Below are 25837 nucleotides of genomic sequence, written 5' to 3'. Positions count from 1 at the left end.
TCTGGCGAGGGCGTCAGAACTGCCTGGCAGCCAACTTATCGGGGACTTTATGCGTCGACTGGTGTTCGGGTTCCAATCTGCGGTTCTGCGTTGTCTCGCCGTTCCAGGCCTTGCTCTGCTGCTGGGTGTTGGCTGCGCGTTGGCCCAGAGCGGCCCAGTTCGCGCACAGGATCAGAAGCCTGCGGCAAATGCGCCCGTGACGCCTGCCGACGTTGCCCGTGAGAGCCAGAAGAAATCCGACGAATTCGTCGAGGCGACCCAGGCGATCAATGGTCCTGCCGGCAATCCCGAATGCGTCTGGCTTGGCCGCCGCGTCGTGGTGCTGATGTGGCGCGACGATCTCGACACCGCGTTCCGTCACCTCGATCTCTACGACCGATTCGGCTGTCCCGGCGGTCATGTGCAGGCAACGTTCCGCTGCCTGGTCAAATTCGGCCCGCTGATCGATCCGAAAATTGCGGACAGTCTCAACAGCCGCGTCCACGGCTGCTGGATCAATCCGAACGCGCAGCCGCAGCCTGCCGCGCTGAGCCAGCCGGCAACGCCTGCGCCTGCCGGTGGCGGCGCAGCGCCGGCGGCCGCTCCGCAGCCGGACGCCAAACCGCCTGCTGAAACGCCGAAGTAATGTGGCGCGCTCTGTTCAGGCGGCATTCAGCTGGCGGCGCCTAATCGCATTTGAATAATGGTGCCGCCCTCAAAAGGCCACGGCAGCGTATGAGTTGTTAATTCGTGTGGCGGATATAGTCTCCGTTACCGTTGTACTGGTCGGACCTCGGGGACGGGTCCGCTTCCCGGCCACGCTCGCCCCGTTATGGTTCAGTTGCGATGCGCGCTGTCGTCGCCGTTTTATTGTTCGTGACCGCCGTTCATGCCGCCCTATGGGGCGTATTGCGCGAGAAGCAGGAAGCTCCCGATTTCAAGGGCATGATTCCCAGCCTCTCCTATGCGCCGTTCGAGGGTACAGCGCATCCCGACGTGGACAACATTCCGACCGTCGAGAAGATTCGCGCCGACCTCAAGAAGCTGTCGACCATCACCCGTGCCATCCGTCTGTATTCGTCGACCGGCGGCGTGGAAATGGTACCCGCCATCGCCAACGAGTTCGGCCTCAAGGTCACCGTCGGCGCCTGGATCGACAAGAACGCGGATCGCAACGAGCGTGAAATTGCCTCCGCCGTTGAGCTTGCGAAGAAGAACCCGAATGTCATCGGTATCGTCGTCGGCAACGAAACGCTGTATCGCGATGAACTCAAGCTCGAGGACCTCGTCGAATATATCCGCCGGGTAAAGCGCCAGGTCACGGTTCCCGTCACGACCGGTGAAATCTGGAACATCTGGCGCGACAATCCGCAGCTCGCCTCGTCGGTGGACTTCATCGCCGCGCACATCCTGCCCTATTGGGAAAACTTCACCGACACCCAGGCCGTCGACCAGGCCGTTCATCTCTACGGCGTGCTGCGCGAGACCTTTCCCGGCAAGCGTATCGTGATCGCCGAATTCGGCTGGCCGAGCGAAGGCTACAATCTGCGCAGGGCCGTGCCCGGCTCTTTCAAGCAGGCCGTCGTGCTGCGCAACTTCGTGACCCGCGCTGAAGCGATCGGCATGGACTACAACATCGTCGAAGCCATCGATCAGCCCTGGAAATTCTTCGAAGGCGGCGTCGGCCCCTATTGGGGCGTTCTCAACGCCTCGCGGGAACCGAAATTCCCATGGACCGGTCCGGTCGTGGATCCGGACCACTGGAAGAACGCCAGTATTGCGCTTCTGGTTGGCATCCTGCTGTCGCTGCCGATCCTGCAGATCGTTGGCGCGACAGCGATGCAGGCTCTCGTGCTCTCGGCCGCAGCCAATGCCGTTGGCGCCTGGGCGGCAACCATCTTCGCTTATCAGCAGACCCACTATTTCGTCTGGGGATCGGCCTTCGCCCTCACACTCGGCTGCATCCTGCTGATCCCGCTGCTCCTCATCGCACTGGCGCGCATTGAGGAGATTGCGGCCATCGCCTTCGGCCGGAAGCCATTGCGGCTGCTGACAGCCGAACGCAGCGAAAAGCTGCGTGCCGCTGCAGACGCCGAGCAGAACTACCCGAAGGTCTCGATCCACATTCCGGCCTATCGCGAACAGCCCGACATGCTGAAGCTGACATTGGATGCGGTTGCCCGGCTCGACTATCCGAATTTCGAATGCGTGGTGATCATCAACAACACGCCGGATCCGGCCTATTGGCAGCCGATCCAGGATCATTGCCGCATGCTCGGCGAGCGGTTCATCTTCATCAATGCGGAGAAGGTCGAAGGCTTCAAGGCCGGCGCGCTGCGCATCGCCATGGACCGCACCGCGGCGGATGCCGAGGTGATCGGCATCATCGACGCCGACTATGTGGTGGAGCCGAACTGGCTGAAGGATCTCGTCCCAGCCTTCAACGATCCGCGCGTCGGCCTCGTGCAGGCGCCGCAGGACCACCGCGACGGCGACCGTTCATTGATGCACTACATCATGAACGGCGAATATGCCGGGTTCTTCGACATCGGCATGGTCCAGCGCAACGAGGCCAATGCGATCATCGTCCATGGCACCATGTGCCTCATTCGTCGCTCCGCGATGGACATGGCGGGCGGCTGGGCCGGCGACACCATCTGCGAGGACTCGGATCTCGGCCTCGCCATCATGCAGCATGGCTGGCTGACGCATTACACGAAGGAACGTTACGGCTACGGCGTGCTGCCGGACACCTATGAGGCGTTCAAGAAACAGCGTCATCGCTGGGCCTATGGCGGCTTCCAGATCATCAAGAAGCACTGGCGCCGTTTCATGCCCGGCGCGAGCCGCATGACCCAGGACCAGAAGCGCGAATTCGGCATGGGCTGGCTAAACTGGCTCGGCGCCGAAAGCCTCGGCGTCGTGGTGGCGATCCTCAACATCATCTGGGTGCCGATCATCGCCTTCGCCGATATCGCCATCCCCGACAAGATCCTGACGCTGCCGATCATCGCGTCATTCGTGGTGTCGCTGGCGCACTTCATCGTCTTGTACCGGCTGCGCGTGAAGATCGGCCTGTGGCAGATGCTGGGCGCGATGATCGCCGCCATGTCGGTGCAGTGGACCGTGTCGCGCGCCGTCGCCGATGGCCTGATCAAGGATCACCTGCCCTTCACCGTGACCTCCAAGGGCGGCAAGTCGACCATGTCGATCGAATTCCAGGCGTTCTGGGAAGCGGTGATCGGTGTGCTTCTGTTGATCAGCTGCGGCGTGCTGGTGTTTTCCAACAACTCCAAGCAGGTCACCGAGATCTACATCTTCGCTGGCGTGCTGGTGCTGCAGAGCCTGCCGTTCCTGTCGGCGGTGATGATTGCCATCCTGGAGAATTCACGCGCCAATGACTTCCAGTGGTGGCGCAACACGACGGTCCGCACGGCCGAGCTGATCGGCCTTCGCCCGGTGGCGATGCCGCCGATCGACGTGTCCCGTCCCGAGGCCCAGCGCGAAGCAAGCTGAACCGCGCCAATGGGGCGCGGTTCATGTCCATAACATCAAGCCCTGCCCTTGACCCCGGCGGACCCGCCTTTTACACAGCCGGTCACGCGATACGCTGCATTGCGGGCGCCATCGCGGCCGTGGCTGATCGGCCTCACCGCGCCCCGCAAGGGTCGGTTTCCTCCGTTTAGCTTCGTCAATACGGCACTTTAGGGCGGGTAGCTCAGTGGTAGAGCATTCGACTTTTAATCGACTGGTCGAGGGTTCGATCCCCTCCCCGCCCACCATCACCGCGATGAGCCACGCCGGAACTTCCGGTTTTCACACCATCCTCAGCCTCTGAACACCGGACAATCGAACATGCGGATTACCCTCGTCGGCTCCAAACACTTCGGCGTCACGACCCTCGATATGCTGAAGACCCACAACGTCGAGATCGCGTCCGTGGTGGTTGCAGATGCCGAGGACCGTCTCGCCGCAGCCGCCAAGGCTGTCGGCATCCCGGTAACAGTCCAGGCCAATCCGAAGCTCGTCGTGGCCTCCGAGATCGCCGAGGGCACCGAGCTGATCATTACGGCGCACAGCCACGCCCGCATCGGCAAGGATGCGCTCGCCGCAGCCAGCCTTGGCGGCATTGGCTACCATCCGTCACTGTTGCCCCGTCACCGTGGCATCGCTGCCGTGGAATGGACCATCAAGGAAGGCGATCCGATCGCCGGCGGCACCATCTATCACCTTGCCGATGTCATGGACGGTGGCGCCATCGCCGCGCAGGAATGGTGCTTCGTGAAAAAAGGCGAAACCGCTCGCGAACTTTGGGAGCGCGCGTTGGCGCCGCTGGGCCTCAAGCTGCTCGGCGAGGTCGTGGACTTCGCGACTGTCCACAAGCGTTTGCCCGCAACCTACCAGGACGAGCAATTCGCGACCAATGCGCCAAAACTGGCCTAGAAGCCTCCAAAACTGGTTAAAAAGGCGCCGGAACCCGCCCGAATCAACCAAATCTGTCAATAAAGGGAACCAATTTGCCCGTCGCGGCTTGCATCCCGTGAGTTGTTTTGGGTCTATGCGGCAACGCAGCAAATTTTGGACACATTACCCCCCAATAAGGTGGCCATCACAACATCGAGGATTTGATTCAATGCGTTTTGACCGCATCCGTTCCGCCTTGTCCGTTTCGCTGATTGCCAGCGCAGCGTTGATTTCGGCTCCTTCGTTCGCAGCCGACAATGCCTATGACGGGCTCTGGAATGTGACCATCGTTACCAAGACCGGCAGCTGCGAGCCGACGGCTCGCTATCCGTTGACCGTCACCGAAGGCCGCATCACTGCGCCCGGCGCCGACGTCAACGGCAAGGTTGGCCGCGAAGGCACCGTACGCGTATCGATCGGACCTGCTTTCGCCAACGGCCAGCTGTCCGGCAACACCGGATCGGGCAAGTGGAACGGCGCCTCGGGCGGCGTCCCCTGCAGCGGTCGGTGGGAAGCTTCGCGTCAGTAATCCCCAACCAGGAATGCTCCTCATGATGCCTACCTCGACCTCTCCGCGTTCGCTCGTTCGGACGGCGGTGCTCTGCGCCACGCTCGGTCTGACGTCTGCGTCGGCATATGCCCAGTCAGCGCCGTTCGCCGGTATGGCCGGAGTATGGTCGGGTAACGGGACGATCTCGCTCGAGGACGGCTCCAAGGAGCGCATTCGCTGCAAGGCGACCTATGCCGTGAGCGGCGACGGCGCGGGACTGAACCAGTCCCTGCTCTGCGCCAGCGACAGCTACAAGTTCGAACTGAAGAGCGACGTGAAGTCCAGAGGCGGCGAGCTGTCTGGCAGCTGGGCTGAGACGACCCGCGGCGTGACAGGGTCGCTTGAGGGTCGGGCAACCGCCGGCAAGTTCAATGTTGACGTTTCATCGCCAGCCTTCAGCGCGAAGCTGATCCTGACGACGACCGGTAACAAGCAGCAGGTCTCGATCACCTCCGAAGGCCAGTTCAGGGGCGCCAGCATTTCGCTCAGCCGCAGCTGATCGTTCCGCACGTTTGGAATTAGAACCCCGGTTGTTTCAAACAGCCGGGGTTTTGTTTTGCCTGTATGTCCTCTGACTGAGAGCGTCCGCACGATCTCTCGCAACGCAGCCCCACCGGATTCGTCCGTTGCAAAGCCGGGCGATGTCGCCGATAGAGCCTGTCCGTAAAGCTACACCGCTGCGTGAATCGTTGCAGCGCAAGAAACTGGTTCTCAGGGATTATGGATCGCCCCCCGTCGAAGGCCCGCGCCGCGCTGTGGATGTCCGGCTGGCTGCTTCTGATGCTGTTCGTCGCCATCGGCGGTCGCGAGACGCTGCGCGAACTCAATGTCTTCCAGGTGATGGAGATCCGCTCCGTCTTCGGCTTCGTCATGCTGTTGCCGATCCTGTATTTCAACGGCGGCTTTCGCGCCATGAAGACCACACGGCCGCTGGCGCATGTGTCGCGCAACCTCGTGCATTACGGCGCGCAGCTCGGCTGGTTCTACGCACTCACGCTCATTCCCCTGAGCCAGCTCGTCTCCATCGAGTTCACCATGCCGATCTGGATCGCGATCATGGCGGCGTTCTTTCTCGGCGAGCGCATGACGCTCTGGAAGATCGTCGCCATCGTGCTCGGCCTGATCGGCGTGATCGTCATCGTTCGCCCGACCACGGGCGTCGTCAATCCCGGCCAGCTGATCGCGCTGGCCGCCGCGTTTGGCTTCGGCATATCGATCACATTGATCAAGTCACTGACGCGCACGGACAGCGCGCTGAAGATCATCTTCTGGATGATCGTGGTGCAGTCGGTGGCCGGCGTTTTCCCCGCGCTATACTCCTGGCAGTGGCCATCGGCCTATGTCTGGGGCTGGCTTTTCGTGGTCGCCTTCTGCGGCACGTTTTCCCACTTCTGCATGGCGCGCGCGATGCTCTATGCCGATGCGACGGTGGTCGTGCCGATGGACTTTCTGCGCGTACCACTCAGTGCCACCATCGGATGGTTACTATACTCTGAACGGCTCGACATGTTCACACTGCTCGGCGCAGCTCTCATTCTCGCCGGCAACACGCTGAACCTGCTCAGTACCGATCGACCGCCGGTGCGTGCGGCGGCCTGACGCATCGGGTTCCCCTTTTTCGATTTTATTCTCCGAGTGCGTGTCTCGACATTTTGGCGCACGCCCGCAATTGGTACTTTTCCCAATGTGTCTAGGGTCGAATGACCGGATTCGTGGGGGAGATCGTATCGTGCGCCATTTCGCTTTTGCCCTGTCTGCGCTGTCCATCCTGTTCAGCGCGGATGCAGCGCTTGCCGACAAGCGCGTCGCTTTCGTCGTTGGCAATGGCAGCTACAAGAATGTCGATCCGTTGCCGAACCCGCCGATCGACGCGAAGGCCATGGCCAGCGCGCTACGCAATGTCGGCTTCGACGTCATCGAAGGATCGAACCTGACGCGCGACGGCATGACCGACAAGCTGCTCGACTTCGGCCGCAAGGCGCAGGGCGCCGATGTCGCGGTGTTCTTCTATGCCGGCCACGGTATCTCGGTGAACAACATCAACTACCTTTTGCCGATCGATGCCAATCTGAAGTCGGAGATGGACGTCAAGCTCGGCGCAGCGATCAATGTCGAGACCACCCTCGACCAGACCATGGGCGATGCCAAGGTGAAGCTGGTATTCCTCGATGCCTGCCGCGACAATCCGTTTGCCGCCAAGATCCGCTCCAGCGGATCTGCCACGCGCAGCGTCGCGGTGTCGTCCGGTCTTGCGGAGATGAAATCCGGCGAAGGCACGCTGATCGCATTCGCCACCAGCCCCGGCCAGACCGCCCTCGACGGCAAGAGCGGAAGCAACAGCCCGTTCACCCGCGCACTGCTCAACAACATCACCACGCCCGGCGCCGAGATCCAGCAGGCGATGACGAAAGTGCGCGCACAGGTGCAGGACGAAACCAACAAAGGCCAGCTGCCTTGGGGCCACACCAATCTGATCGGCGCAGTCTATCTCAATCCAGACGTTCAGGCGCAGGTCGCCGTTGCCGCGGCCAGCCCCACCGCCACCATGCCCGCGGCTGCCACCGCCGGCTCCGATGTCGAGCTCGAGTTCTGGCGCTCGATCAAGGACTCGAACCGGCCGGAGGAACTGAACGCCTACATCTCGATGTACCCGAACGGCCAGTTCAAGCCGCTCGCCCTCGCCCGTATCGCCGCGCTACAGGAAGCCGCCACCGCGCCGCGTACCGCTGCGCCGGGCGTCGACAAGGCCGTGTTTACCGAGGAAGCCAACCAGCTCACCGAGGACAAGATCGGTCTCGACAAGATGAAGCGGCGCGACGTGCAGCGCCGCCTCAATGGCCTTGGCTTCGACACCCAGGCGACCGGCAGCTTCGATGCCGGGACCCGTGGCGTGATCACGCGGTGGCAGGCGGCACGCGGTTACCCGACGTCGGGCTATCTCAACAAGGTCCAGCATGCCGCACTGCTCACCGAGGTCGTCGCGCTGAAGGAGGAACCGGCACCCGCACCGAAGCCGGTGCGCCGCCAGGTACAACAGCAGACCTATGAGGAAGCGCCCGTGGTCCGGCGCCAAGCTGCGCCCGCCCCGGCCCCGGCCATCGATCCCGCCGGTCCCGGCCGGTTCATCGGCGGCGTCGTCGGTGGCTTCCTGAACCGCTAAGCCAGCTACCTGGAGCGGCAGCTTACTTGCCTGCCGCCTTGCGCAGCGCGTCGTTCATGCGGTCCTGCCAGCCCGGTCCGTCCTGCTGGAAATATTCCAGCACATCCTGATCGATCCGCAGCGACACCAGTTCGCGCACGCCGGGAACGGCTGCCTTGGCGACCGGTGCCTCGACCGGTTTGGTGGTCGTCTTCTTGAACGCCGCCTCCGCCTCGGTGCGGGCATCCTGGAGCGTGCGCGGGCGTCGCGGGGGCTGTGCCATCTCGGTCAGATTCCTTCAAACGTTGCCGTCGAGAGATAGCGCCCGCTGAGCGGCTGCACAATCGCTTCCGCGGTGTCGCCAAAGATGCGTCCGCACAAGGGCGCGATATGGCGGCTACTCGCCTCTGCTGCACGACCGGCAATGTCAGCAAATTTTACAAATGTCATTCATCGTAACAGGCGCGTTCTCCGTGACGCACGTGGCATTGCACAAAGGTGACCGCGCTGCGGCACAAACATGCGCTGACTTAAAAAACTTCAAAGCAACGCATTTGTGTTGCGACACGGTCAAACAAATCGGATTAGGATCGTGTCATGTCCGATGAGACGACGAAGGAGGTCACGATGTCAGCATCAGCTGAAGTCCGTACGACCAAAACGTCCCATCCCGCGCCGCGTGGCAGCGATCTTCCGACCTGCCCCGTTTGTGCCGACTCGATGATTGCTGCCGAGGCGTCGGCCTTTCTCACCGATGACGTCGTCAGCTATCTCTGGACCTGCGATACATGCGGCTATGGTTTTGTGACCAAGCATGCCTTTCGCCGGACGGTCTGCAACTAGCGCTGTTCGCGCGGACCCGCGTGAACCGATCTTGGATTGCTCCGCGATCCGAGGAAGCCACCGATTGTGACTATCACATTCACCGTGCCTCTGCTTGCCCGCCGAGGGCTGCTTTCCACGCGGATGGCACAACCAAAACGCCCAGTAAGGCGAACGCAGCCAGTTTCGCCCATGCGTCGTTGACGCTCCAACAAAAGCAGCCGCTCGCGCCGAAGTTAGCCAGCATATCGTCACGACCGGCGTCTACGTCGGCGCAGCATCGGCACGCGTCAAGGTCAGCAATCTGCGCAACGATTTCTGCACCGTCACGCGTACACCAAGTAACGACCACGCCGCAGTCACACCTTCGCCATTTCTGATGTTCCCAAGCCGTGCTAACCAGCTGTCGGGTCTACAGCGGAGAAGCCGTCTCTCGGGTCGAGGGGATACCCGCACTGGAGTCGGTCATGACCGGTCAAATTCCCTTCTTCGTGCCTAAGCGCACGATCGCTGCAAGTGAGGTCGCGGGCATCGCGGGCTTGCTTTTTGTTACAAAGGATTTCCTCATTTCGGCTGGAGCAGCGCTCGAGACAGCGCGCCACGGCGAGCTGAGCTATATGGACAATCACAAGTATCTTGAGGCCTTGAGGCAGACGAATGCGGGCGCTTGTCTCGTCTCCCCGCGCTTCAGCGCATCCGTTCCAAAGGAGACCTACTCTTTTGTGACACCTCAGCCATATTTGATTTACTCGAGAATCCTCGCCTTGCTCTATCCAGGGGCGGCTATCCCGGGGTCACTTTTCGAGACCGTCGGCATTTCTCCGAACGCCACGATTCATGCTTCGGCCATCATCGATTGCGGGGTTACCATCGATCCCGGCGCAGTGATCGGTCCCCGGGCCAAGATCGGTGAACGCACTTATATCGGGTCAAACGTCGTGATCGGTCCAGACGTCACCATCGGGAGCCATAGCTCGGTCGGCGCCGGCGCTATCATTGCGCACGCAACCGTCGGCAATCACGTCATTGTCCATCCAGGCGTATCGATCGGGCAGGACGGCTTCGGATTCGTGCCCGACAAAGGCGGACATATAAAAATTCTCCAGGTCGGAGGCGTCATTATTGAGGACTGCGTCGAAATAGGCGCAAACACGGCCATCGATCGCGGGTCGACCCGCAACACGTTTATCGGCGAAGGCACGAAGCTCGATAACCTCGTACAAGTCGCCCACAACGTGACGATTGGCAGGCACTGCCTTATCGCCGCACAAGTCGGAATTGCCGGGTCCGCAACTCTCGGGAGTTTTGTTGCAATAGGCGGCCAGACTGGAATTGCTCCTCATCTGACGATCGGCGACGGCGCACAGATAGCCGGTGCAAGCGGCGTCACGCGCGACGTGCCCGCAGGAGAGCGGTGGGCAGGATTCCCGGCCCGGCCCAGCCGCAGGTTTTTCCGGCAATACAAGGCCATGGAAATGCTTGCGGCCGGTGACCGCGAGACAAACGATTGATGAACCTGCAAACCACCGGACCTGGCTGCCGGCCGAGGCACGGATGATCGACTGGCCGGTGAAGTCGGAACCGGTGAAGGCGACCTAGTTGACCTCCGGTTACCGCGGCGGAATGTCGCCGCGTGCCCAGCCCTCGCGCGTATGCGCCCGAAACTCTTCGAACGTTCCGGCCTCGATGGCTGCGCGGATGCCCTGCATCAGGCTCTGGTAATAGGCGATGTTGATTTCCGACAGCAGCATCGCGCCGAGGGTCTCACCTGATCGCACCAGATGATGCAGATAGGCGCGCGAATAGTCTCGCGCGGCCGGCCAGGTGCTCTCTTCGTCCAGCGGCCGCGGATCGTCCTGATGCCGCGCATTGCGCATATTGATCTGGCCGTGGCGTGTGAAGGCCATGCCGTGGCGGCCGTTACGGGTCGGCATCACGCAGTCGAACATGTCGACGCCGCGCGCCACTGCTTCCAGCATATCATCCGGCGTGCCGACGCCCATCAGATAGCGCGGCCGATCCGAGGGGAGGATCGGAACCACTTCCTCGATCATCGCCAGCATCACCGCCTGCGGTTCGCCCACGGCAAGACCGCCGATCGCATAGCCATGAAAGCCGATATCGATCAGCCGCTGCGCGCTGGCGCGGCGCAGTTCCGGCACATCTCCGCCCTGTGCGATGCCGAACAGCATATAGCCTTCAGGCGCCGTCTCGAAGGCGCGCTTGCAGCGTTCGGCCCAGCGCAGCGACAGCTGCATGGCGCGGTCGATGTCGGCGTGTTCGGCGGGCAGCCGCACGCATTCGTCGAGCTGCATCGCGATGTCCGAATTCAGCAGCCGCTGGATCTCGATGGCCCGTTCCGGGGTCAGTTCGAACTTCGCACCGTCGATATGTGAGCGGAACGTGACGCCCTGCTCCGTCACCTTGCGGAGCTGCGCCAGCGACATCACCTGGAAACCGCCGGAGTCGGTCAGCATCGGACCGTTCCAGGTGGTGAATTTCTGCAGGCCACCGAACGACGCGACGCGTTCTGCGCCGGGGCGCAGCATCAAATGGTAGGTATTGCCCAGCACGATATCTGCACCGGCATCGCGCACGTCGCGCCAGTGCAGGCTCTTCATCGCACCGAGCGTGCCGACCGGCATGAAGGCCGGTGTGCGCACCACACCATGCGGCGTTGTCAGCTGGCCCCTGCGTGCCGTGCCGTCAGTGCGCAGCAGTTCAAAATGATTGGCGACGGTCATTGATTGCGTGTGTCCCGAAACACCAGACTGGCGTCGCCGTATGAATAGAAACGATAGCCGGTCGCAATGGCATGGGCATAGGCCTGCTTCATCGTATCCATGCCGGCAAAGGCAGAGACCAGCATGAACAGCGTCGAACGCGGCAGATGGAAATTCGTGAGCATGATATCGACGGCGCGGAAACGATAGCCGGGCGTGATGAAGATCGCAGTCTCGTCGGCGAATGGATGAATAACGCCGTCCTCGGACGTCGCGCTTTCCAGCAGACGCATTGAGGTCGTGCCAACGGCAACCACGCGTCCGCCGGCCGCATGCGCTGCGTTCAACGCATCCGCCGTTGCGCGCGAGATCGTACCCCACTCGGAATGCATCTTGTGCTCGGCGGTGTCGTCGACCTTCACCGGCAGGAACGTCCCTGCTCCGACATGCAGCGTGATGCGATGCAGGCCGACGCCCCGCGCCTTCAGAGCGGCTTCCAGTGCCGGCGTGAAATGCAGTCCCGCCGTCGGTGCGGCGACGGCGCCGTCATTGGCGGCGAACATGGTTTGATAATCGGCCGTGTCACGCTCGTCCGGAGCGCGTTTTCCGGCGATGTAAGGCGGCAGCGGCGGCGCGCCGAGTTCGGCAATCGCCTGATCCAGCGCCGGGCCGTGAAACGAGAAAGAGAAGATGATTTCGCCGGCATCGCCCTTGTGCTCGACTTGCGCGTCGAGATGACCGAGCAGGCAGACACGGCCTTCATTGCCGAAGCGCACCGTGTCGCCTTCGGTCAGCTTCTTGGCGGGCCGCACCAGCGCCTGCCAGCGCGAACCGTCGAGCCGCTTGATCAGCGTGGCGTCAATCTTCGGTTCGGTGTCACGGCCGATGCGGCGGCCGCTGAGCTGCGCCGAGATCACCCTGGTGTCGTTGACGACTAGCTGATCGCCGGGCTTCAGCCAGGTCGGCAGATCCGATACGACATGATCCTGCACGCCGATACCCGGCTGAACGACAAGCAACCGCGCAGCATCCCGCGGGCTGGCGGGCCGCAACGCGATGTTCTCAGGCGGAAGTTCGAAGTCGAAGATATCGGTACGCATGGGCTATAGTTATTCCCACTCCGTCATGGCCGGGCTTGTCCCGGCCATCCACGTCTTGGTGTTGATGCCTATAAAACGTGGATGCCCGGGACAACTAGCGAAGTTCGCTTCGCGCTGCCCGGGCATGACGAACGTGAGGGAGGAGCTTAACTTAGGCAGCCGCGTCGGCGGCCATATGTGCCTTGACGATCTTGTCCGGGTTCTGCACCGGCTCGCCGCGCTTGATCTTGTCGACGTTCTCCATGCCTTCGGTGACCTTGCCCCAGACAGTGTACTGCTTGTTGAGGAACGACGCGTCGTCGAAGCAGATGAAGAACTGGCTGTCGCCGGAATCCGGGCTGGCCGCGCGGGCCATCGACAGCGTGCCACGCACATGCGGCTCGTTATTGAATTCGGCCTTCAGCTTCTTGCCCGAACCGCCGGTGCCGGTGCCCTGCGGACAGCCGGTCTGCGCCATGAAGCCGTCAATGACACGGTGGAAGACGATACCGTCGTAGAAGCCTTCGCGCACGAGCTCCTTGATACGGGCGACATGGCCCGGTGCCAGATCCGGGCGCATCTCGATGGTGACGGGACCCTGGGTGGTTTCAAGGATCAAAGTATTCTCGGTAACAGCCATGCTCGTCTCTCTACTGGTTTGGGTTGGTTTCGGCGGTCGTCAAACCGCACTCGGAAGGGGCGTCCAGCGACCGCGTCGCCCAGGCCCCCGGTAAATGGCATCGGCGTGCAATGTTGCAATGTCTCCATCACAGCCGTTCGGTAAGCGACGCTGTCGGCCTCGGAGGCATCCGGCGTCTCGAAGGTAATTCGCGGCCTTCCGAGAAGTTCACCGGATCGTTTGAAGCTGAACAGCACCGTGATCTCCATGCCCGGATGGCCGCGCGGCAAGGCAGGCGGATGCCAGCACGCTTTCAGCCTTCCGAACATGCCCTCCAGCGTGCTCACGGCTTCAGACTGAGCCGATGCCGGATGCGCCTGAAGAACGCCAGACAGTAATAATGCCGCAAGCAGAGCAATGCCCCTGCATCGCGGCATCATGATGCTCACTTGATGTCAGAAGCGACCTGAACCTTGACCATCTTGTCAGGGTCGGTCACGGCACCACTGGCCGAGCCGGGAGGCGCCTTCTTGAGCTTGTCGACGACGTCCATGCCGGCGACGACGTCGCCAACCACGGTGTATTTGCCGTTCAGGGATGAGCCTTCAGCGAACATGATGAAGAACTGCGAATTGGCCGAATCCGGATCGCCGGCACGTGCCATGCCAACAACGCCGCGCTTGTACGGCACCTGCGAGAATTCGGCCTTCAGGTTCGGATACTTCGATCCGCCGGTACCGTTGAAGTTCTTGCCATCACCGGTCTGCGCCATGAAGCCGTCCATCACGCGGTGGAACGGTACGTTGTTGTAGTAGCCTTCGCGGGCGAGCAGCTTGATGCGCTCGGCGTGCTGCGGGGCGATATCGGTGCGCAGCTTGATGATGATCCGGCCTTTGGTCGTGTCGATCACGACCGAATTGGCCTTGTCGAGGCCAGCCGGAAGCGCTGCCGGAGCCTGCGCGAAAGCGGGAGCCGCGAACATCAGCGCGGCAGCAAGTGCGACTATACGGATCATGGAAACTCCGGATCAGAGAAAGCCGGTCAGCCGGCGTTTGATTAAGCGGCGAATTTGGACTTGAGGCTCTTGGCAACCGCGTCCGGGACGAAAGCCGAAACGTCGCCGCCCATGGCGGCGATTTGCCGGACCAGTGTGGCGGTGATCGGGCGGACACTCACCGAGGCCGGAAGAAATACCGTCTGCACATCCGGCGCCATGGTCTCGTTCATGCCGACGATCTGCATCTCGTAATCCAGATCGGTGCCGTCGCGCAGCCCGCGGATCATGATGGTCGCACCGATCTGCTGCGCCAGTGTGGTGGTGAGATTGTCATAGGTCGTGCAGTCGAATTCGCAGCCGGCGGCTGAGGCCAGCGGTCCGAACACCTGTTTCACCATCTCCAGCCGCTCGTCCGTCGAGAACAGCGGCTTCTTGCCAGGGTGGACGCCGATCGCGACCACGAGCTTGTCGCACAGGCCAACGGCATGGCGGACCACATCGAGATGGCCATTGGTGACGGGATCGAATGAACCGGGATAAAGCGCGATACGGGGCATTCCCCCTCCTACCCCGCCCCCGTTCGAGCCGCAAGCCGACTTGGTTCCGCCCGCTGGGGCCGAATGGCCGATGTTTATTTTCGGACAGGGCTCGAACCGGATGCCGGGTCAGCGCGTCTACTGGGTACGCAGCAACGATATTGAAAACATTGGGCTTTCGAGCCTCATGTGTCGTCATGCGCGTACGGACGAAACACAAACCGGGCCGGATGAAACCACTTTGCCTGGACACGACAACTTCCTGAAACCGGGCCTGATTAATCAGGCAAGCACAGGAAGCGACAAACAAACCGGGCCAAAACGGCCCGAATGACAGGGGACCGTCATGATCAAGACTCTCTCAGCAGTTGCCGTCGCAGCTTTCATCGCAGCCGCCCTCACCGTTCTGCCGGGCTTTGCCCCGAAGGTCGAGGCGTCGGTGCCGGTGGCCCTCGCCAAGGCCGACCGCCTGGACATCCACACGGTAGGTCGCAACTGCTCCGAGCAGGCCTGGCCGAACTTCGAGGCCTCCTGCCTGCGTAACGCAGCCAGCAAGACGATCACTGTCCGCGAAGTCCGCCTCGTGACCACCGAGCGTCGCTAAGCGGCAAAGGATACCGCACCCCGGTCAGAACCGGGGTGTACTGATACTTAATCCGGGCCATCGAACTACACTCCCCCAACGCGCGCGATGCATAGTTCAGTGAAATTCTCGCGACAGCTACTTCAACTAATTTCATAGCAATTCGCGACGCAACGTCGCAGACTGCCGGTCAAGCGCAATTGTCAAGCGCGAGTCCCGTGAGGGCTGCCAGTGACCGCCATCCCAGCCGCATCGCCAGGACACTCTGGCGGACTTCCTCTCACGGCAACGATCGGCGCGCTCGGCGTCGTCTATGGCGATATCGGCACCAGCCCCCTTTACGCATTGAAGGAAGCCGTGAAGGCAGCGGCCCATGGCGGGCCTCTCACGTCCGAAGCAACGCTCGGCGTAGTGTCGCTGATCCTCTGGGCGTTGATCCTCATTATCTCCCTGAAATACGCACTTCTAATTCTGCGCGCCGACAATCGCGGCGAAGGCGGTATCGTCGCCCTGCTGGCACTGCTCCACGCGCGTAACGCAGAACCGGGTACATGGCGCATACATCTGCTGGTCGTCGGCCTCGTTGGTGCCGCCCTGCTCTATGGCGATGGCGCCATCACGCCGGCGATCTCGGTACTATCAGCCATTGAAGGCCTCAAGGTCGATGCACCGTCGCTGGCGCCGGCCGTGGTGCCGCTCACCGTCATCATTCTGATCGGGCTGTTTCTGATGCAGAGCAAGGGCACCGGTTTCATCGGCGGCATCTTCGGGCCAGTGATGCTGGGCTGGTTTGCCGTGCTGGCGCTGCTCGGCATCCATGGCATCGTGCAATCGCCCGGCGTGCTCGCTGCCGTCAGTCCGCTCTATGCCTTCGAATTCCTGATCCACCAGGACTTCCACATCAGCTTTGCCATTCTCGGCGCCGCCTTCCTAGCCGTGACCGGCGGCGAAGCGATGTATGCCGATATGGGCCATTTCGGCCGGATGCCGATCCGGCTCGCCTGGTTTGCCATAGCCCTGCCTGCGCTGGTGCTGAACTATTTCGGCCAGGCGGGACTGCTGATCGCCGACCCCACTGCCATCAACAACCCGTTCTATCAACTGGCGCCGGACTGGCTGCACTACCCGCTGGTGGCTTTTGCCACCGTCGCGACGGTGATCGCCTCGCAAGCTATCATCTCCGGTGTGTTCTCGCTGACGCAGCAATCGATCCAGCTCGGCTTCCTGCCGCGGATGCAGATCCGGCACACCACCAGCCACGCCATGGGCCAGATCTATGTGCCGCTGGTGAACTGGCTGCTGGCCGCGGCGACGCTGGCCGCCGTGCTCAGCTTCGGCACGTCGGACGCGCTGGCAGGCGCCTATGGCATCGCCGTATCGCTGCTGATGGCGATCACCACGCTGCTTGCGGCATTGGTCGCGCTGCAATGGGGCTATCCGCCGCTTCTCGTCGTGTCGGTGAACGGCTTTTTCTTCATCATCGATTGCATCTTCTTCGCCGCCAATTCCACGAAGCTGTTCGAAGGCGGCTGGTTTCCGCTATTCTTGGCGGCGGCTGTGGCGTTCCTGATGCTGACATGGCGCAGCGGTGTCAAACTCGTCGAAAGCGCCCGCGCCAAACTGCGTCAGCCCGAAGAAGACCTGATCGAGACGGCCGTCAGTCGCTGCCATGCGCGCCTCAATGGCACTGCGGTGTTCCTGGCATCCATGCCGAACGGTGTGCCGCTCGCACTGACGCAATTCGTCAAGCACAACCACGTCCTACATGAGCGCGTCATTCTGGTGACTGTGCTGATCTCCGAAGTGCCGCGCGTCCCGGATGCCGATCGCGCCGAGATTATCGAAGTCATCGAAGGGATCACGCGCGTCATCCTGCATTACGGCTTCATGCAGTATCCAACGATTTCGGACGGGCTCGGTCTGGCCTCCGAACAGGGCAAGCTGCCCGGCATCGACCTCGCCGAGATCACCTATTACATCGGCCGGGAGACCATCATTCCCAGCGACAAGGTCGCCGGGATGGCGGTGTGGCGCGAAACCGTATTCGCGTTCCTCCAGCGCAACGCCGAGCGCTCCGCGGCGTTCTTCGGCGTGCCGACCAAGCAGGTCGTCGAATTCGGCACCGAGATCGAGATTTAAGCCTCGCGCGACTTAAGCCTCGGCCGGCCGCGACTGCTCGCAGCAGGCTTGGCCGAACGTCGAGGCCTCCCTGCCTGCGCTCTAGCGATCCACGCCCGCAAGGCGCGGAGCCTCTGCGAAACACGCGATGAGCATTTCGGTAAGAACCCGCACCTTCCGTGCGGGTTGCTGACTTGGCGGGCGGATGACATAGACACCTGCCGGTGGCGGCGGATGGCGGGTCATGACCGGAACAAGCGCGCCGGAGGCGACATCGTCATGGGTGATGCCATCGGGCAGCCAGGCGATGCCGAGTCCTGCCAATGCTGCGGCACGGAGAGCCGTGCCGTTGTCGGCTTTGAAGCGCCCTTGCGGACGCACCGTGATTGTCTTGTCGCCGTCCATGAATTGCCAGGCTTCCGTACCCTGCATGAGAGCCTGATGCGCAACGAGTTCGTCCGGCGTCTCAGGGGAACCATGCGCTTCGATATAGTCTGGGCTGGCGACCAGTTTTCCATAGATAGGCCCGACGTGTCGCGCGATCAGGTTGGAGTCCGGAAGATAGCCAACCCGGATCGCGCAATCGAAACCTTCGGCGATGAGATCAACGAAGCGATCACTGTAGACGCTATGGATGTGGAGCTGCGGGTGCCGTCGCGCCATGTCCGCAAGCACGGGAGCTAAGTGCGTTGGGCCGAAAGTAAGCGGCACGGCAATGCGCAAGCGGCCGCAAAGCTCGCCATCAGGCAGGAGCAACTCCCTGGCCGCGTCGATCTCGGCGCAAGCTCGCGCTGCATGGTCGCGAAACGCGACTCCCGCTTCGGTGAGCGCAGCGCCGCGCGTGGTTCGTGCGAGAAGCTGCACGCCAAGTTCCGCTTCAATGCGAGCAAGCTGCCGACTGACGATCGACTTGGAGACGCTGAGCCGACGCGCAGCGGGCGAAACGCCCCCGGCATCGGCAACTTCCACGAATGTCCTGAGCGCTTCGATATCCAATTCGGCGTTCCCCATTCCGCAACACAGCTTGCCACGGAAGGGCACTACCTCATCAAGCCCAAGAACGGCAATACCCCGTCGAGACAGCGCCGCCGTTGGCGCATGTCCCATCAAGAAGACCAATCTCACTCACAACGGCACCAAAGGATATATTCATGACCTTTCGTAATGGCCTTGCGTCGCTCCTTCGTCCCGAAGACTCGGTCCTCATTCTGATCGACCACCAGCCCTACCAGCTCGCCAACGTGAACAGCCATGAACCGCAGATGGTGATCAACAACACGGCGGGCCTGGCGAAGGCCGCCAAGGCGTTCGGCGTTCCCACCATCCTGACCTCGGTGCTCGCCGAGCGTGGCGGTCTCTTATTCCCTCAGATCACCGACGTGTTCCCCGGCCAGGAGGTGATCGACCGGACCTTCATCAACACCTGGGAAGACCCGAAGGCGGTGGACGCCGTCAAGGCAACGGGCCGCAAGCAATTGATCATCGCGGGCCTGTGGACTGAGATCTGCGTCGCGATGCCGACGATCCAGGCCCTTGGCGAGGGCTGGGACGTAACGGTCGTCACCGATGCCTCGGGCGCCGTTTCGGTCGAGGCCCATCAGGTCGCCATCCAGCGCATGATCGCGGCCGGCGCCAACATGATGACCTGGCTGGCGGTGGCCGCCGAATGGCAGCGCGACTGGGCCCGGAGCGACAGCGCCGCCAAGTTGACGGAAGTGATCGTGCAGCATGCCGGCGGTAGCGGCATTGCCTTCCTGTGGGAGCAGCAGCTGCTCAACACGCCGGTGCCGAAGACCGCGGGCTGATGTAAGCTGGGGATGACGAGACGCCTGGATTTTGCCAAGCCTCGTCATTCCCGTTCGACCGGGTATCCGGAAGAGCGCCTTATTCAGCCGGCTCGTAGGATGATTGATCGCAGGCGCATAGGGCCGAAAAGCCCCTGTCGACCGAGCAAGCGCGAGGTGTTGGGTTCTCGCTTCGCTCAACCCATCCCGCACATCGCATACATAAAAGAAAAACCCGCGGTTGACCGCGGGTTTTTTATCAACGTGCCAGCCGCTGCGGAGAGCCTCAGCCCTCCGCCACCGGCGCACCGTTGCCGTTCTCGCCCTCTTCGCCCTCGCCCGCCTCGCCGATATGCTCGACCGACACGACGTGCTCGTCGTCAGCCGTGTTGAACACGATGACGCCCTGGGTCGAACGGCCGGCGATGCGGATACCTTCCACCGGGCAACGGATCAACTGTCCCTTGTCGGTGACCAGCATGATCTGGTCGCTGTCCTCGACCGGGAACGACGCGATCAGTTTGCCATTACGGTTGTTGACCGACATCGCGACGATACCCTTGCCGCCGCGTCCGGTGGTGCGGTACTCGAACGACGAGGTCCGCTTGCCGTAGCCATTCTCGCTGATGGTCAGTACGAACTGCTCGGACGCCGACATCTCGACATAGCGCTGCTCGCCGAGTTCGATGGCTCCCGTCGCCTCTTCGGTCTCCACGGCAGCCGCCGCTTCGTCCGCGACATCGGCACGCTCCTCGGCGCCGCCGCGACGCACCGCATTGGCACGGCGCAGATAGGCCGCGCGCTCATCCGAATTCGCCTCGAGGTGGCGCAGGATGGTGAGCGAGATGAGCTTGTCGCCGTCCGCCAGAGAGATACCGCGAACGCCCATGGAGCTGCGGCCCTGGAACACACGGACGTCAGTCACCGGGAAACGGATGCACTGGCCGCCGGCAGCGGTCAGCAGCACGTCATCATGTTCGGTGGCGATCTGCACATCGACGATCGCTTCGCCCTCATCGAGCTTCATCGCGATGATGCCGGATCGCCTGACATCGACGAAGTCAGAGAGCTTGTTGCGGCGGACGTTGCCGCCGGTGGTCGCGAACATCACGTCGAGATCGTTCCACGTCGCCTCGTCCTCAGGCAGCGGCATGATCGTGGTGATGCGTTCGCCCTGCTCCAGCGGCAGGATGTTGATCATCGCCTTGCCGCGGCCGTTTGGCGGCGCGATCGGCAGACGCCAGACCTTTTCCTTGTAGACCTGGCCACGCGACGAGAAGAACAGCACCGGCGTATGGGTCGAGGCCACGAACAGACGCGAGACGAAATCCTCGTCGCGCGTCGCCATGCCGGAGCGGCCCTTGCCGCCGCGGCGCTGCGCCCGATAGGTCGAAAGCGGCACGCGCTTGACGTAGCCATGATGCGACACCGTCACCACCATGTCTTCACGCTGGATCAGGTCCTCGTCTTCGACCTCGCCTTCCTGTTCCATGATGACGGTCTTGCGCGGCGTCGCGAATTCCGCCTTCACCGCGCCGAGCTCGTCCTTGATGATGCCCTGAACGCGCGCGCGCGAACGCAGGATCTCCAGATAGTCCGCAATCTCGACGGCGAGCTTGTCCAGCTCGTCGGAGATTTCTTCGCGGCCCAGAGCTGTCAAGCGAGCCAGTCGCAGATCGAGAATGGCCTTGGCCTGTTCGAAGGACAGCCGCGCGGTACCGTCTTCCTCGAGGCGATGGCGCGGATCGTCGATCAGCATCATCATCGTCGCCACGTCCTGCGCGGGCCAATGACGCTCCATCAGGATGTCACGTGCGGTGGCCGGATCCGGCGAGGTCCGGATCACACGAATGACCTCGTCGATATTCGCCACTGCAATGGCCAGGCCGACGAGGATATGCGCGCGATCGCGCGCCTTGTTGAGCAGGAACTTGGTACGGCGCGTGACGACCTGTTCGCGGAACGCAACGAAGATCGTCAGCAGATCCTTCAGGTTCATCAGCAACGGCCGGCCGGTGTCGAGCGCCACCATGTTGGCGCCGAAATTGGTCTGCAGCGGCGTGAATTTGTAGAGCTGGTTCAGCACCACCTCCGGCACCGCGTCCCGCTTCAATTCGACGACGACGCGAAAACCGTCACGGTCGGATTCGTCTCTGAGATCGGAGATGCCTTCGATCTTCTTGTCGCGCACCAGTTCGGCGATGCGCTCGACCATGGTGGCCTTGTTCACCTGGTACGGGATTTCAGAGACGATGATCGCTTCGCGGTCCTTGCGCGTCGGCTCGATCGAGACCTTGCCGCGCATCACGATGGAACCGCGGCCGGTGTGATAGGCCGTACGAATCCCGGCGCGGCCGAGAATGATGCCACCGGTCGGGAAATCCGGACCCGGGATGATCTTGTTCAGATCGTCAATGGTGAGTGACGGATCATCGATCAGCGCGACGCAGGCGTCGATGACTTCGCCGAGATTGTGCGGCGGGATGTTGGTGGCCATGCCGACGGCAATGCCGCCGCCGCCATTCACCAGCAGATTGGGAAACTTCGCCGGCAGCACACGCGGCTCACGGAACGAGCCGTCGTAGTTGTCCTGATAGTCGACCGTATCCTTGTCGAGATCGTCCAGCAGCGACTGCGCGATCTTGGTCAGGCGCGATTCCGTGTATCGCATCGCGGCGGCCTGATCGCCATCGACCGAACCGAAATTGCCCTGACCGTCGATCAGCGGCACGCGCATCGAAAAGTCCTGCGCCATGCGGACCATGGCGTCATAGACCGACTGGTCGCCGTGCGGATGATACTTACCGATGACGTCGCCGACGGTTCGCGCCGACTTGCGATATGGCTTGTTCCATTCGAAGCCGTTCTCGTACATCGCGTAGAGAATGCGCCGATGCACAGGCTTCAAGCCGTCGCGCGCATCCGGCAGCGCACGCGCCACGATCACGCTCATGGCGTAATCGAGATACGAACGCTTCATCTCATCGAGGATGGATACGGGACGAATATCCGAGGGGGCCGGTGGCTCCCCAGGCTTCTGGTCTTCAGTGTCGGACAAGGATGATTTCCGGTCAGGTTTTGCTGGGAATCATATAGCGCATCGCGCGGCTTCAAGCCACCCCGTAGACAACGCCCGCGGCTCTATTTTCCTGCTGATTTTTCAAATGCTTACGGGAGCTGCACAGGGCTTGTGAAGTGGCCCCGAATAAGCCAGCCCGAACCCGCCGAATCTTGCGAAAACCATGCGGCCGTCTTGCAGCAATCTAGCGCCCGAACACCACGGTGTGCATGACCCGGCCCGGCACAAGGGTGAACACGCCGGCGATCACCAGGGCGCCGGCGAAGATCGAAATCATGGTGATGGCATGCGCCCTGACGCGGTGCCGGCGTGCGGCGACCACTCCGACCACCAGCATCACCGGCGCGATGATCGACAGCAGGTGGATCGGGCTCCAGTCTCGCCAGAGCCGGTAGCTATGGCCATGGATCCCAAACGAGCTGATCGCAACGGTGGCGAGCAGGATCACCCAGATCCAGCCGAGCGTCTTGTGCGGTAGCGTGCCCTTGGGCGCGATCAATTGAACGACACCGAGCAGGAATGCGACCATGGCCGCAAAAGCATGCAGCGGGATTGGAGCGGCGGCATCAAGCAGCGGCTGCAGCGACATGGTGGCCCTCGTGTTCAGGAGGCAGCATCAGCTCACCATCGCAGAAATCTTTCCATTGTAAAGATCATATTGCCGCCTCGTTGCCACAGCTAACCGCACCCTCAAAAAGCAAAACGCGCTGCAAGCAATCAGCTCACAGCGCGCGATGCAGAAGTTCAGGACGTCCTGACAGCAGATCAGAAGGGTTATATGTGGTTATGGACGTGATGCGTGAGGCGGTCGAGGAGCGCGCCGGTGACCGAGGCTGGATTCCGGGATATCTCCAGGTCGCGCCTGGCGGACGGCTGCACCTTGTTTCGTGCGCGCCTCACGGGCTGATCGTGGCTGAATGGTTGGTTTCGGACGCAAGGCTCTCCGAGACAGGGGACCGCGCTAGTCGAGGCGACCCAAAGTATCCATGCCTCGCTCCGGGCGGACCGGGGCTCGACCACGCAATGATTCAAATCGTGAGCGAGCGTCAGATGCTGCCACCAGGCCCCCGTGCGAAATGTTGAGATCCATCAAGTTCATAGTTGCCAGCTAATCCAGTGGTTTGGCTGTTATCGCCTTGGTCACCCAGGGCGGCCTCATTGATATGCTCTCCCAGGACTCGCGTGATGACCTTATCGAAATTGAGCGGGTCGGCACCGTTGACTTGTATCAAGGACCATCCGTCCCGGCGCAAGCACTCGCCGATCTCCCTTGAGATATTGGCCTGCTTCAAGCCCCTGTCCACGCCGAGTTCGAACAGGAGGACTTCGATGAGCGGCTGGTGCGCATGCCGATCCGTAAGACGGCGGCGCAACGTTTCCTGCGGCGCATCGAGCTGGACAAGCAGGTCCGGTCGCGGCAGGAACGCTAGGCAGTCACGAACCACGTCAATGCTTGGAGTTCGCGCCAGCAAAACCAGCGCACACAATGCCTGGATCAGGCCTTCTTCAAAAATGAAGTAACCTTCCGATTCCTGCGCTTTACGCCAAGATTCGCACAGTAGAGCGATGTCGACCTTCATGCGCCATGACCACGTGCGGCTTCGTAGCGGGATTGATGCTAGAAGCCGCGCCGCGACACCGTCCTTCGGCAGGGTCGATAGCAAGACAGGACCGGAGGTGGCAATCTTTCTGCCAATACGCCCAATGCCATGGCGCGTCTCCGGGCCGTCATCCTGGGCCGACGCATATTCAATCAGGCGATAACCGTTCACTGTCTTCAGGTTGATGCCTTCTTGCGCCAGCCCCCGGCAGAGGCCGCGAAGAAGTGTGGTCTTGCCTGCACCAGGCGGCCCAAATAACTCGATGATCATGGTGGAATGCCCAGCGCCTCGGAACAAGCTGTCATTTACCTGCAGGTCAGAGCTTAGCCGGATTACAAACCACACCAACGTTCATTTGAATGACTGTTCGGATCCGCGGACTGCCGCCCGTCGACTAGTCGGATCACGCCTGCCGCTCCGTTCCGGCATCGTGCGAATGCATGAAGACGTCGTCCCGACATCGAGGTTAGCGTCGGCGGACTCGAGGGACATATCCTTATGCTCAACGGAGACACGTTCAGCTATCGCGCGAGCCACCAGTCGGTTGATGTCGTTGCCGACTACGTCAGCACCTTCGAGGTGGGCCATTGCGCGGCATTGTGGCGGGACGTCGAACAGCCCTTGCTCGAAAGCATTCTGCGCCGGCTCGGAGGGCCACAGCGAACAAGCCTCGACTTCGCCTGCGGAACCGGACGCATTGCGAAGGTCGCCGCTCGGTTGTTCGGCTCGGTTGTCGGGGTCGATGTGTCAGAAGCGATGCTTTCGGCAGCTTCGGTGCCAGACAACGTGACGCTGCTATGCGTCGACGTCACCAAGGTTCCTCTCGAACAGACATTTGACGTTGCCACCGCATTTCGGTTCTTCTTGAATGCAGAAGACACGCTTAGGCGCGACGCATTGCGGGCGATCTATCGGCATCTTCGCAACGACGGCGTATTGGTGTGCAATATCCAGCTCAATGCAACGTCACCCATCGGGTCGTTCAGTCGTGTCCTGAACTGGGCATATCCGAGCAGACCTCGACACACCCTGACTTTGTATCAATTTTCAAGCCTGCTGTCGGATGAGGGATTTGAGGTCGTGGAGAGCACGTATTACGGCTATCTCCCGCGACCGGGCCGGTTGTTTCCACATCTCTGCGAGGCGCTGATCGAGCCATTCGAAAAGGCGTGCCGGAGGCTCAAGGTGCCGGGATTATTGGCGGAGAGTTTTATTGTCGCGGCGCGAAAGCGGGAACGCCTGTTTCCTCAGGTGCAGGACCCTCGGCGAATCGTGCAGGCACCAACAACCTCTTGAGGTTCGGGAGCATGATCATCGAGTTCTTTGGCCCGGCAGCCGCAGGAAAGACCACCTTCGCCCACGCGCTGTGCAAGCGGCTCAACGAGCGCGGCCATCATGCGAATGTTGTGCTCAGCTAGCCCAAGGGTCCGGCAGCCCGCTCTCCCTATCCAAGAGAAGCCCAAACCTCTCGCCGCCCTCCATTACAACGGGCTTTACGCGAAATCGGCTGGCAATGCGTTGATTTATCAAACGAAAGCCCCCCTTGTTTACACAAGCGGGCCCCACGGCATCTGATTCGAGTCTCGTCGGCAATCCGGAAGCTGAAAAACGCTAAGTCATTGAAGAAGCGACGAAAGCGTTTTTTAGTTTACACACAGCTCCAACCAACAGTCACTCTGGTAATGCGGAGCAATTTTTGTAAAGGAGTGAAGATATCTCGCCTTAACAAGGCCTTCGTGAGCCGACATCGGCTTCGCGAGGGCA

25 protein-coding genes and 1 tRNA gene are annotated in these 25837 nt (G+C 61.7%); 15 read left to right on the top strand and 11 right to left on the bottom strand.

Going from position 1 to position 25837, the window contains the following annotated elements:
• The first annotated feature begins 49 nt into the window (after positions 1–49).
• From AB7828_RS05105 to AB7828_RS05070, 8 genes are all read left to right on the top strand, one after another.
• Positions 50–625 (top strand): beta-1-3, beta-1-6-glucan biosynthesis protein, encoded by a 576-nt coding sequence (locus AB7828_RS05105; RefSeq protein ID WP_309943919.1) that lies wholly within the window; start codon positions 50–52, stop codon positions 623–625.
• 200 nt (positions 626–825) lie between these two features.
• Positions 826–3495, top strand: a complete 2670-nt coding sequence (locus AB7828_RS05100; protein ID WP_441229566.1) for a glycosyltransferase — start codon at positions 826–828, stop codon at positions 3493–3495.
• Between the two features lie 191 nt (positions 3496–3686).
• Positions 3687–3761, top strand: a tRNA-Lys gene (locus AB7828_RS05095).
• 73 nt (positions 3762–3834) lie between these two features.
• Complete coding sequence (locus AB7828_RS05090) at positions 3835–4422, top strand: formyltransferase family protein (RefSeq protein ID WP_439071676.1); 588 nt, start codon at positions 3835–3837, stop codon at positions 4420–4422.
• A gap of 190 nt (positions 4423–4612) precedes the next feature.
• Positions 4613–4972, top strand: coding sequence for a hypothetical protein (locus AB7828_RS05085; protein ID WP_068730757.1), 360 nt, complete (start codon positions 4613–4615; stop codon positions 4970–4972).
• A 22-nt stretch (positions 4973–4994) separates the two neighbouring features.
• On the top strand, positions 4995–5492 hold the full coding sequence (locus AB7828_RS05080; RefSeq protein WP_349768808.1) for a hypothetical protein: 498 nt from the start codon (positions 4995–4997) through the stop codon (positions 5490–5492).
• Between the two features lie 221 nt (positions 5493–5713).
• Positions 5714–6592 carry a DMT family transporter gene (locus AB7828_RS05075; protein WP_231080736.1) on the top strand — a complete coding sequence of 293 codons (879 nt, stop codon included), beginning with the start codon at positions 5714–5716 and terminating at the stop codon, positions 6590–6592.
• Positions 6593–6722: 130 nt separating this feature from the next.
• A complete protein-coding gene (locus AB7828_RS05070) occupies positions 6723–8153 on the top strand; it encodes a caspase family protein (RefSeq protein WP_244628508.1) in 1431 nt (476 codons plus the stop codon).
• Positions 8154–8175: 22 nt separating this feature from the next.
• On the opposite strand, the gene AB7828_RS05065 is transcribed toward AB7828_RS05070, so the two are convergent.
• A complete protein-coding gene (locus tag AB7828_RS05065) occupies positions 8176–8415 on the bottom strand; it encodes a BrnA antitoxin family protein (RefSeq protein WP_068730761.1) in 240 nt (79 codons plus the stop codon).
• Between the two features lie 344 nt (positions 8416–8759).
• Here AB7828_RS05065 and AB7828_RS05060 point away from each other — a divergent pair, with 344 nt between their 5' ends.
• Both AB7828_RS05060 and lpxD read left to right on the top strand, forming a co-directional pair.
• Entirely contained in the window at positions 8760–8975 is a 216-nt protein-coding gene (locus AB7828_RS05060) for a hypothetical protein (protein WP_068730943.1), read from the top strand.
• 446 nt (positions 8976–9421) lie between these two features.
• Positions 9422–10465, top strand: a complete 1044-nt coding sequence (gene lpxD, locus AB7828_RS05055; RefSeq protein WP_441229565.1) for a UDP-3-O-(3-hydroxymyristoyl)glucosamine N-acyltransferase — start codon at positions 9422–9424, stop codon at positions 10463–10465.
• A gap of 99 nt (positions 10466–10564) precedes the next feature.
• On the opposite strand, the gene tgt is transcribed toward lpxD, so the two are convergent.
• The 6 genes from tgt to coaD all read right to left on the bottom strand — a co-directional run bounded on the left by tgt (position 10565) and on the right by coaD (position 14929).
• The gene (gene tgt / locus AB7828_RS05050) at positions 10565–11698 is read right to left on the bottom strand and encodes a tRNA guanosine(34) transglycosylase Tgt (RefSeq protein ID WP_441229564.1); all 1134 of its coding nucleotides are present in this window, start codon (positions 11696–11698) and stop codon (positions 10565–10567) included.
• Entirely contained in the window at positions 11695–12777 is a 1083-nt protein-coding gene (gene queA / locus AB7828_RS05045) for a tRNA preQ1(34) S-adenosylmethionine ribosyltransferase-isomerase QueA (protein ID WP_441229563.1), read from the bottom strand. Before queA ends, tgt begins: the two co-directional genes overlap by 4 nt.
• Positions 12778–12928: 151 nt before the next feature.
• Positions 12929–13396: a peptidylprolyl isomerase gene (locus AB7828_RS05040; protein ID WP_089264447.1), complete on the bottom strand. Its 468-nt coding sequence runs from the start codon at positions 13394–13396 to the stop codon at positions 12929–12931.
• Positions 13372–13815: a hypothetical protein gene (locus tag AB7828_RS05035; RefSeq protein ID WP_309946204.1), complete on the bottom strand. Its 444-nt coding sequence runs from the start codon at positions 13813–13815 to the stop codon at positions 13372–13374. The genes AB7828_RS05040 and AB7828_RS05035 overlap by 25 nt, the downstream gene beginning before the upstream one ends.
• Before the next feature lie 5 nt (positions 13816–13820).
• Positions 13821–14390: a peptidylprolyl isomerase gene (locus tag AB7828_RS05030; RefSeq protein WP_089264448.1), complete on the bottom strand. Its 570-nt coding sequence runs from the start codon at positions 14388–14390 to the stop codon at positions 13821–13823.
• 41 nt (positions 14391–14431) lie between these two features.
• The gene (gene coaD, locus AB7828_RS05025) at positions 14432–14929 is read right to left on the bottom strand and encodes a pantetheine-phosphate adenylyltransferase (protein ID WP_089264449.1); all 498 of its coding nucleotides are present in this window, start codon (positions 14927–14929) and stop codon (positions 14432–14434) included.
• A 70-nt stretch (positions 14930–14999) separates the two neighbouring features.
• Between coaD and AB7828_RS05020 the strand changes: the two genes are divergently transcribed.
• The 3 genes from AB7828_RS05020 to AB7828_RS05010 all read left to right on the top strand — a co-directional run bounded on the left by AB7828_RS05020 (position 15000) and on the right by AB7828_RS05010 (position 17630).
• The gene (locus AB7828_RS05020) at positions 15000–15242 is read left to right on the top strand and encodes a hypothetical protein (protein WP_184516379.1); all 243 of its coding nucleotides are present in this window, start codon (positions 15000–15002) and stop codon (positions 15240–15242) included.
• Between the two features lie 12 nt (positions 15243–15254).
• Positions 15255–15512: a hypothetical protein gene (locus AB7828_RS05015; protein ID WP_089264450.1), complete on the top strand. Its 258-nt coding sequence runs from the start codon at positions 15255–15257 to the stop codon at positions 15510–15512.
• 210 nt (positions 15513–15722) lie between these two features.
• The gene (locus AB7828_RS05010; protein WP_089264451.1) at positions 15723–17630 is read left to right on the top strand and encodes a potassium transporter Kup; all 1908 of its coding nucleotides are present in this window, start codon (positions 15723–15725) and stop codon (positions 17628–17630) included.
• An 81-nt stretch (positions 17631–17711) separates the two neighbouring features.
• On the opposite strand, the gene AB7828_RS05005 is transcribed toward AB7828_RS05010, so the two are convergent.
• Complete coding sequence (locus AB7828_RS05005; RefSeq protein WP_441229562.1) at positions 17712–18605, bottom strand: LysR family transcriptional regulator; 894 nt, start codon at positions 18603–18605, stop codon at positions 17712–17714.
• Between the two features lie 155 nt (positions 18606–18760).
• Here AB7828_RS05005 and AB7828_RS05000 point away from each other — a divergent pair, with 155 nt between their 5' ends.
• Positions 18761–19414, top strand: coding sequence for a hydrolase (locus AB7828_RS05000; protein ID WP_441229561.1), 654 nt, complete (start codon positions 18761–18763; stop codon positions 19412–19414).
• 265 nt (positions 19415–19679) lie between these two features.
• On the opposite strand, the gene gyrA is transcribed toward AB7828_RS05000, so the two are convergent.
• The 3 genes from gyrA to AB7828_RS04985 all read right to left on the bottom strand — a co-directional run bounded on the left by gyrA (position 19680) and on the right by AB7828_RS04985 (position 24343).
• Positions 19680–22451, bottom strand: coding sequence for a DNA gyrase subunit A (gyrA, locus tag AB7828_RS04995; RefSeq protein WP_441229560.1), 2772 nt, complete (start codon positions 22449–22451; stop codon positions 19680–19682).
• A 205-nt stretch (positions 22452–22656) separates the two neighbouring features.
• A complete protein-coding gene (locus AB7828_RS04990; RefSeq protein ID WP_441229559.1) occupies positions 22657–23061 on the bottom strand; it encodes a DUF2306 domain-containing protein in 405 nt (134 codons plus the stop codon).
• A 457-nt stretch (positions 23062–23518) separates the two neighbouring features.
• Positions 23519–24343 carry an AAA family ATPase gene (locus AB7828_RS04985; protein WP_441229558.1) on the bottom strand — a complete coding sequence of 275 codons (825 nt, stop codon included), beginning with the start codon at positions 24341–24343 and terminating at the stop codon, positions 23519–23521.
• Between the two features lie 228 nt (positions 24344–24571).
• Between AB7828_RS04985 and AB7828_RS04980 the strand changes: the two genes are divergently transcribed.
• Positions 24572–25369, top strand: coding sequence for a class I SAM-dependent methyltransferase (locus tag AB7828_RS04980; protein ID WP_089264455.1), 798 nt, complete (start codon positions 24572–24574; stop codon positions 25367–25369).
• The last annotated feature ends 468 nt before the right edge of the window (positions 25370–25837 follow it).

Source organism: Tardiphaga sp. 215_C5_N2_1, assembly GCF_052076055.1.
GTDB lineage: Bacteria > Pseudomonadota > Alphaproteobacteria > Rhizobiales > Xanthobacteraceae > Tardiphaga > Tardiphaga robiniae.
The sequence above is the reverse complement of the archived record's forward strand: the minus strand, read 5'-3'. Positions and strand labels throughout refer to the sequence as shown.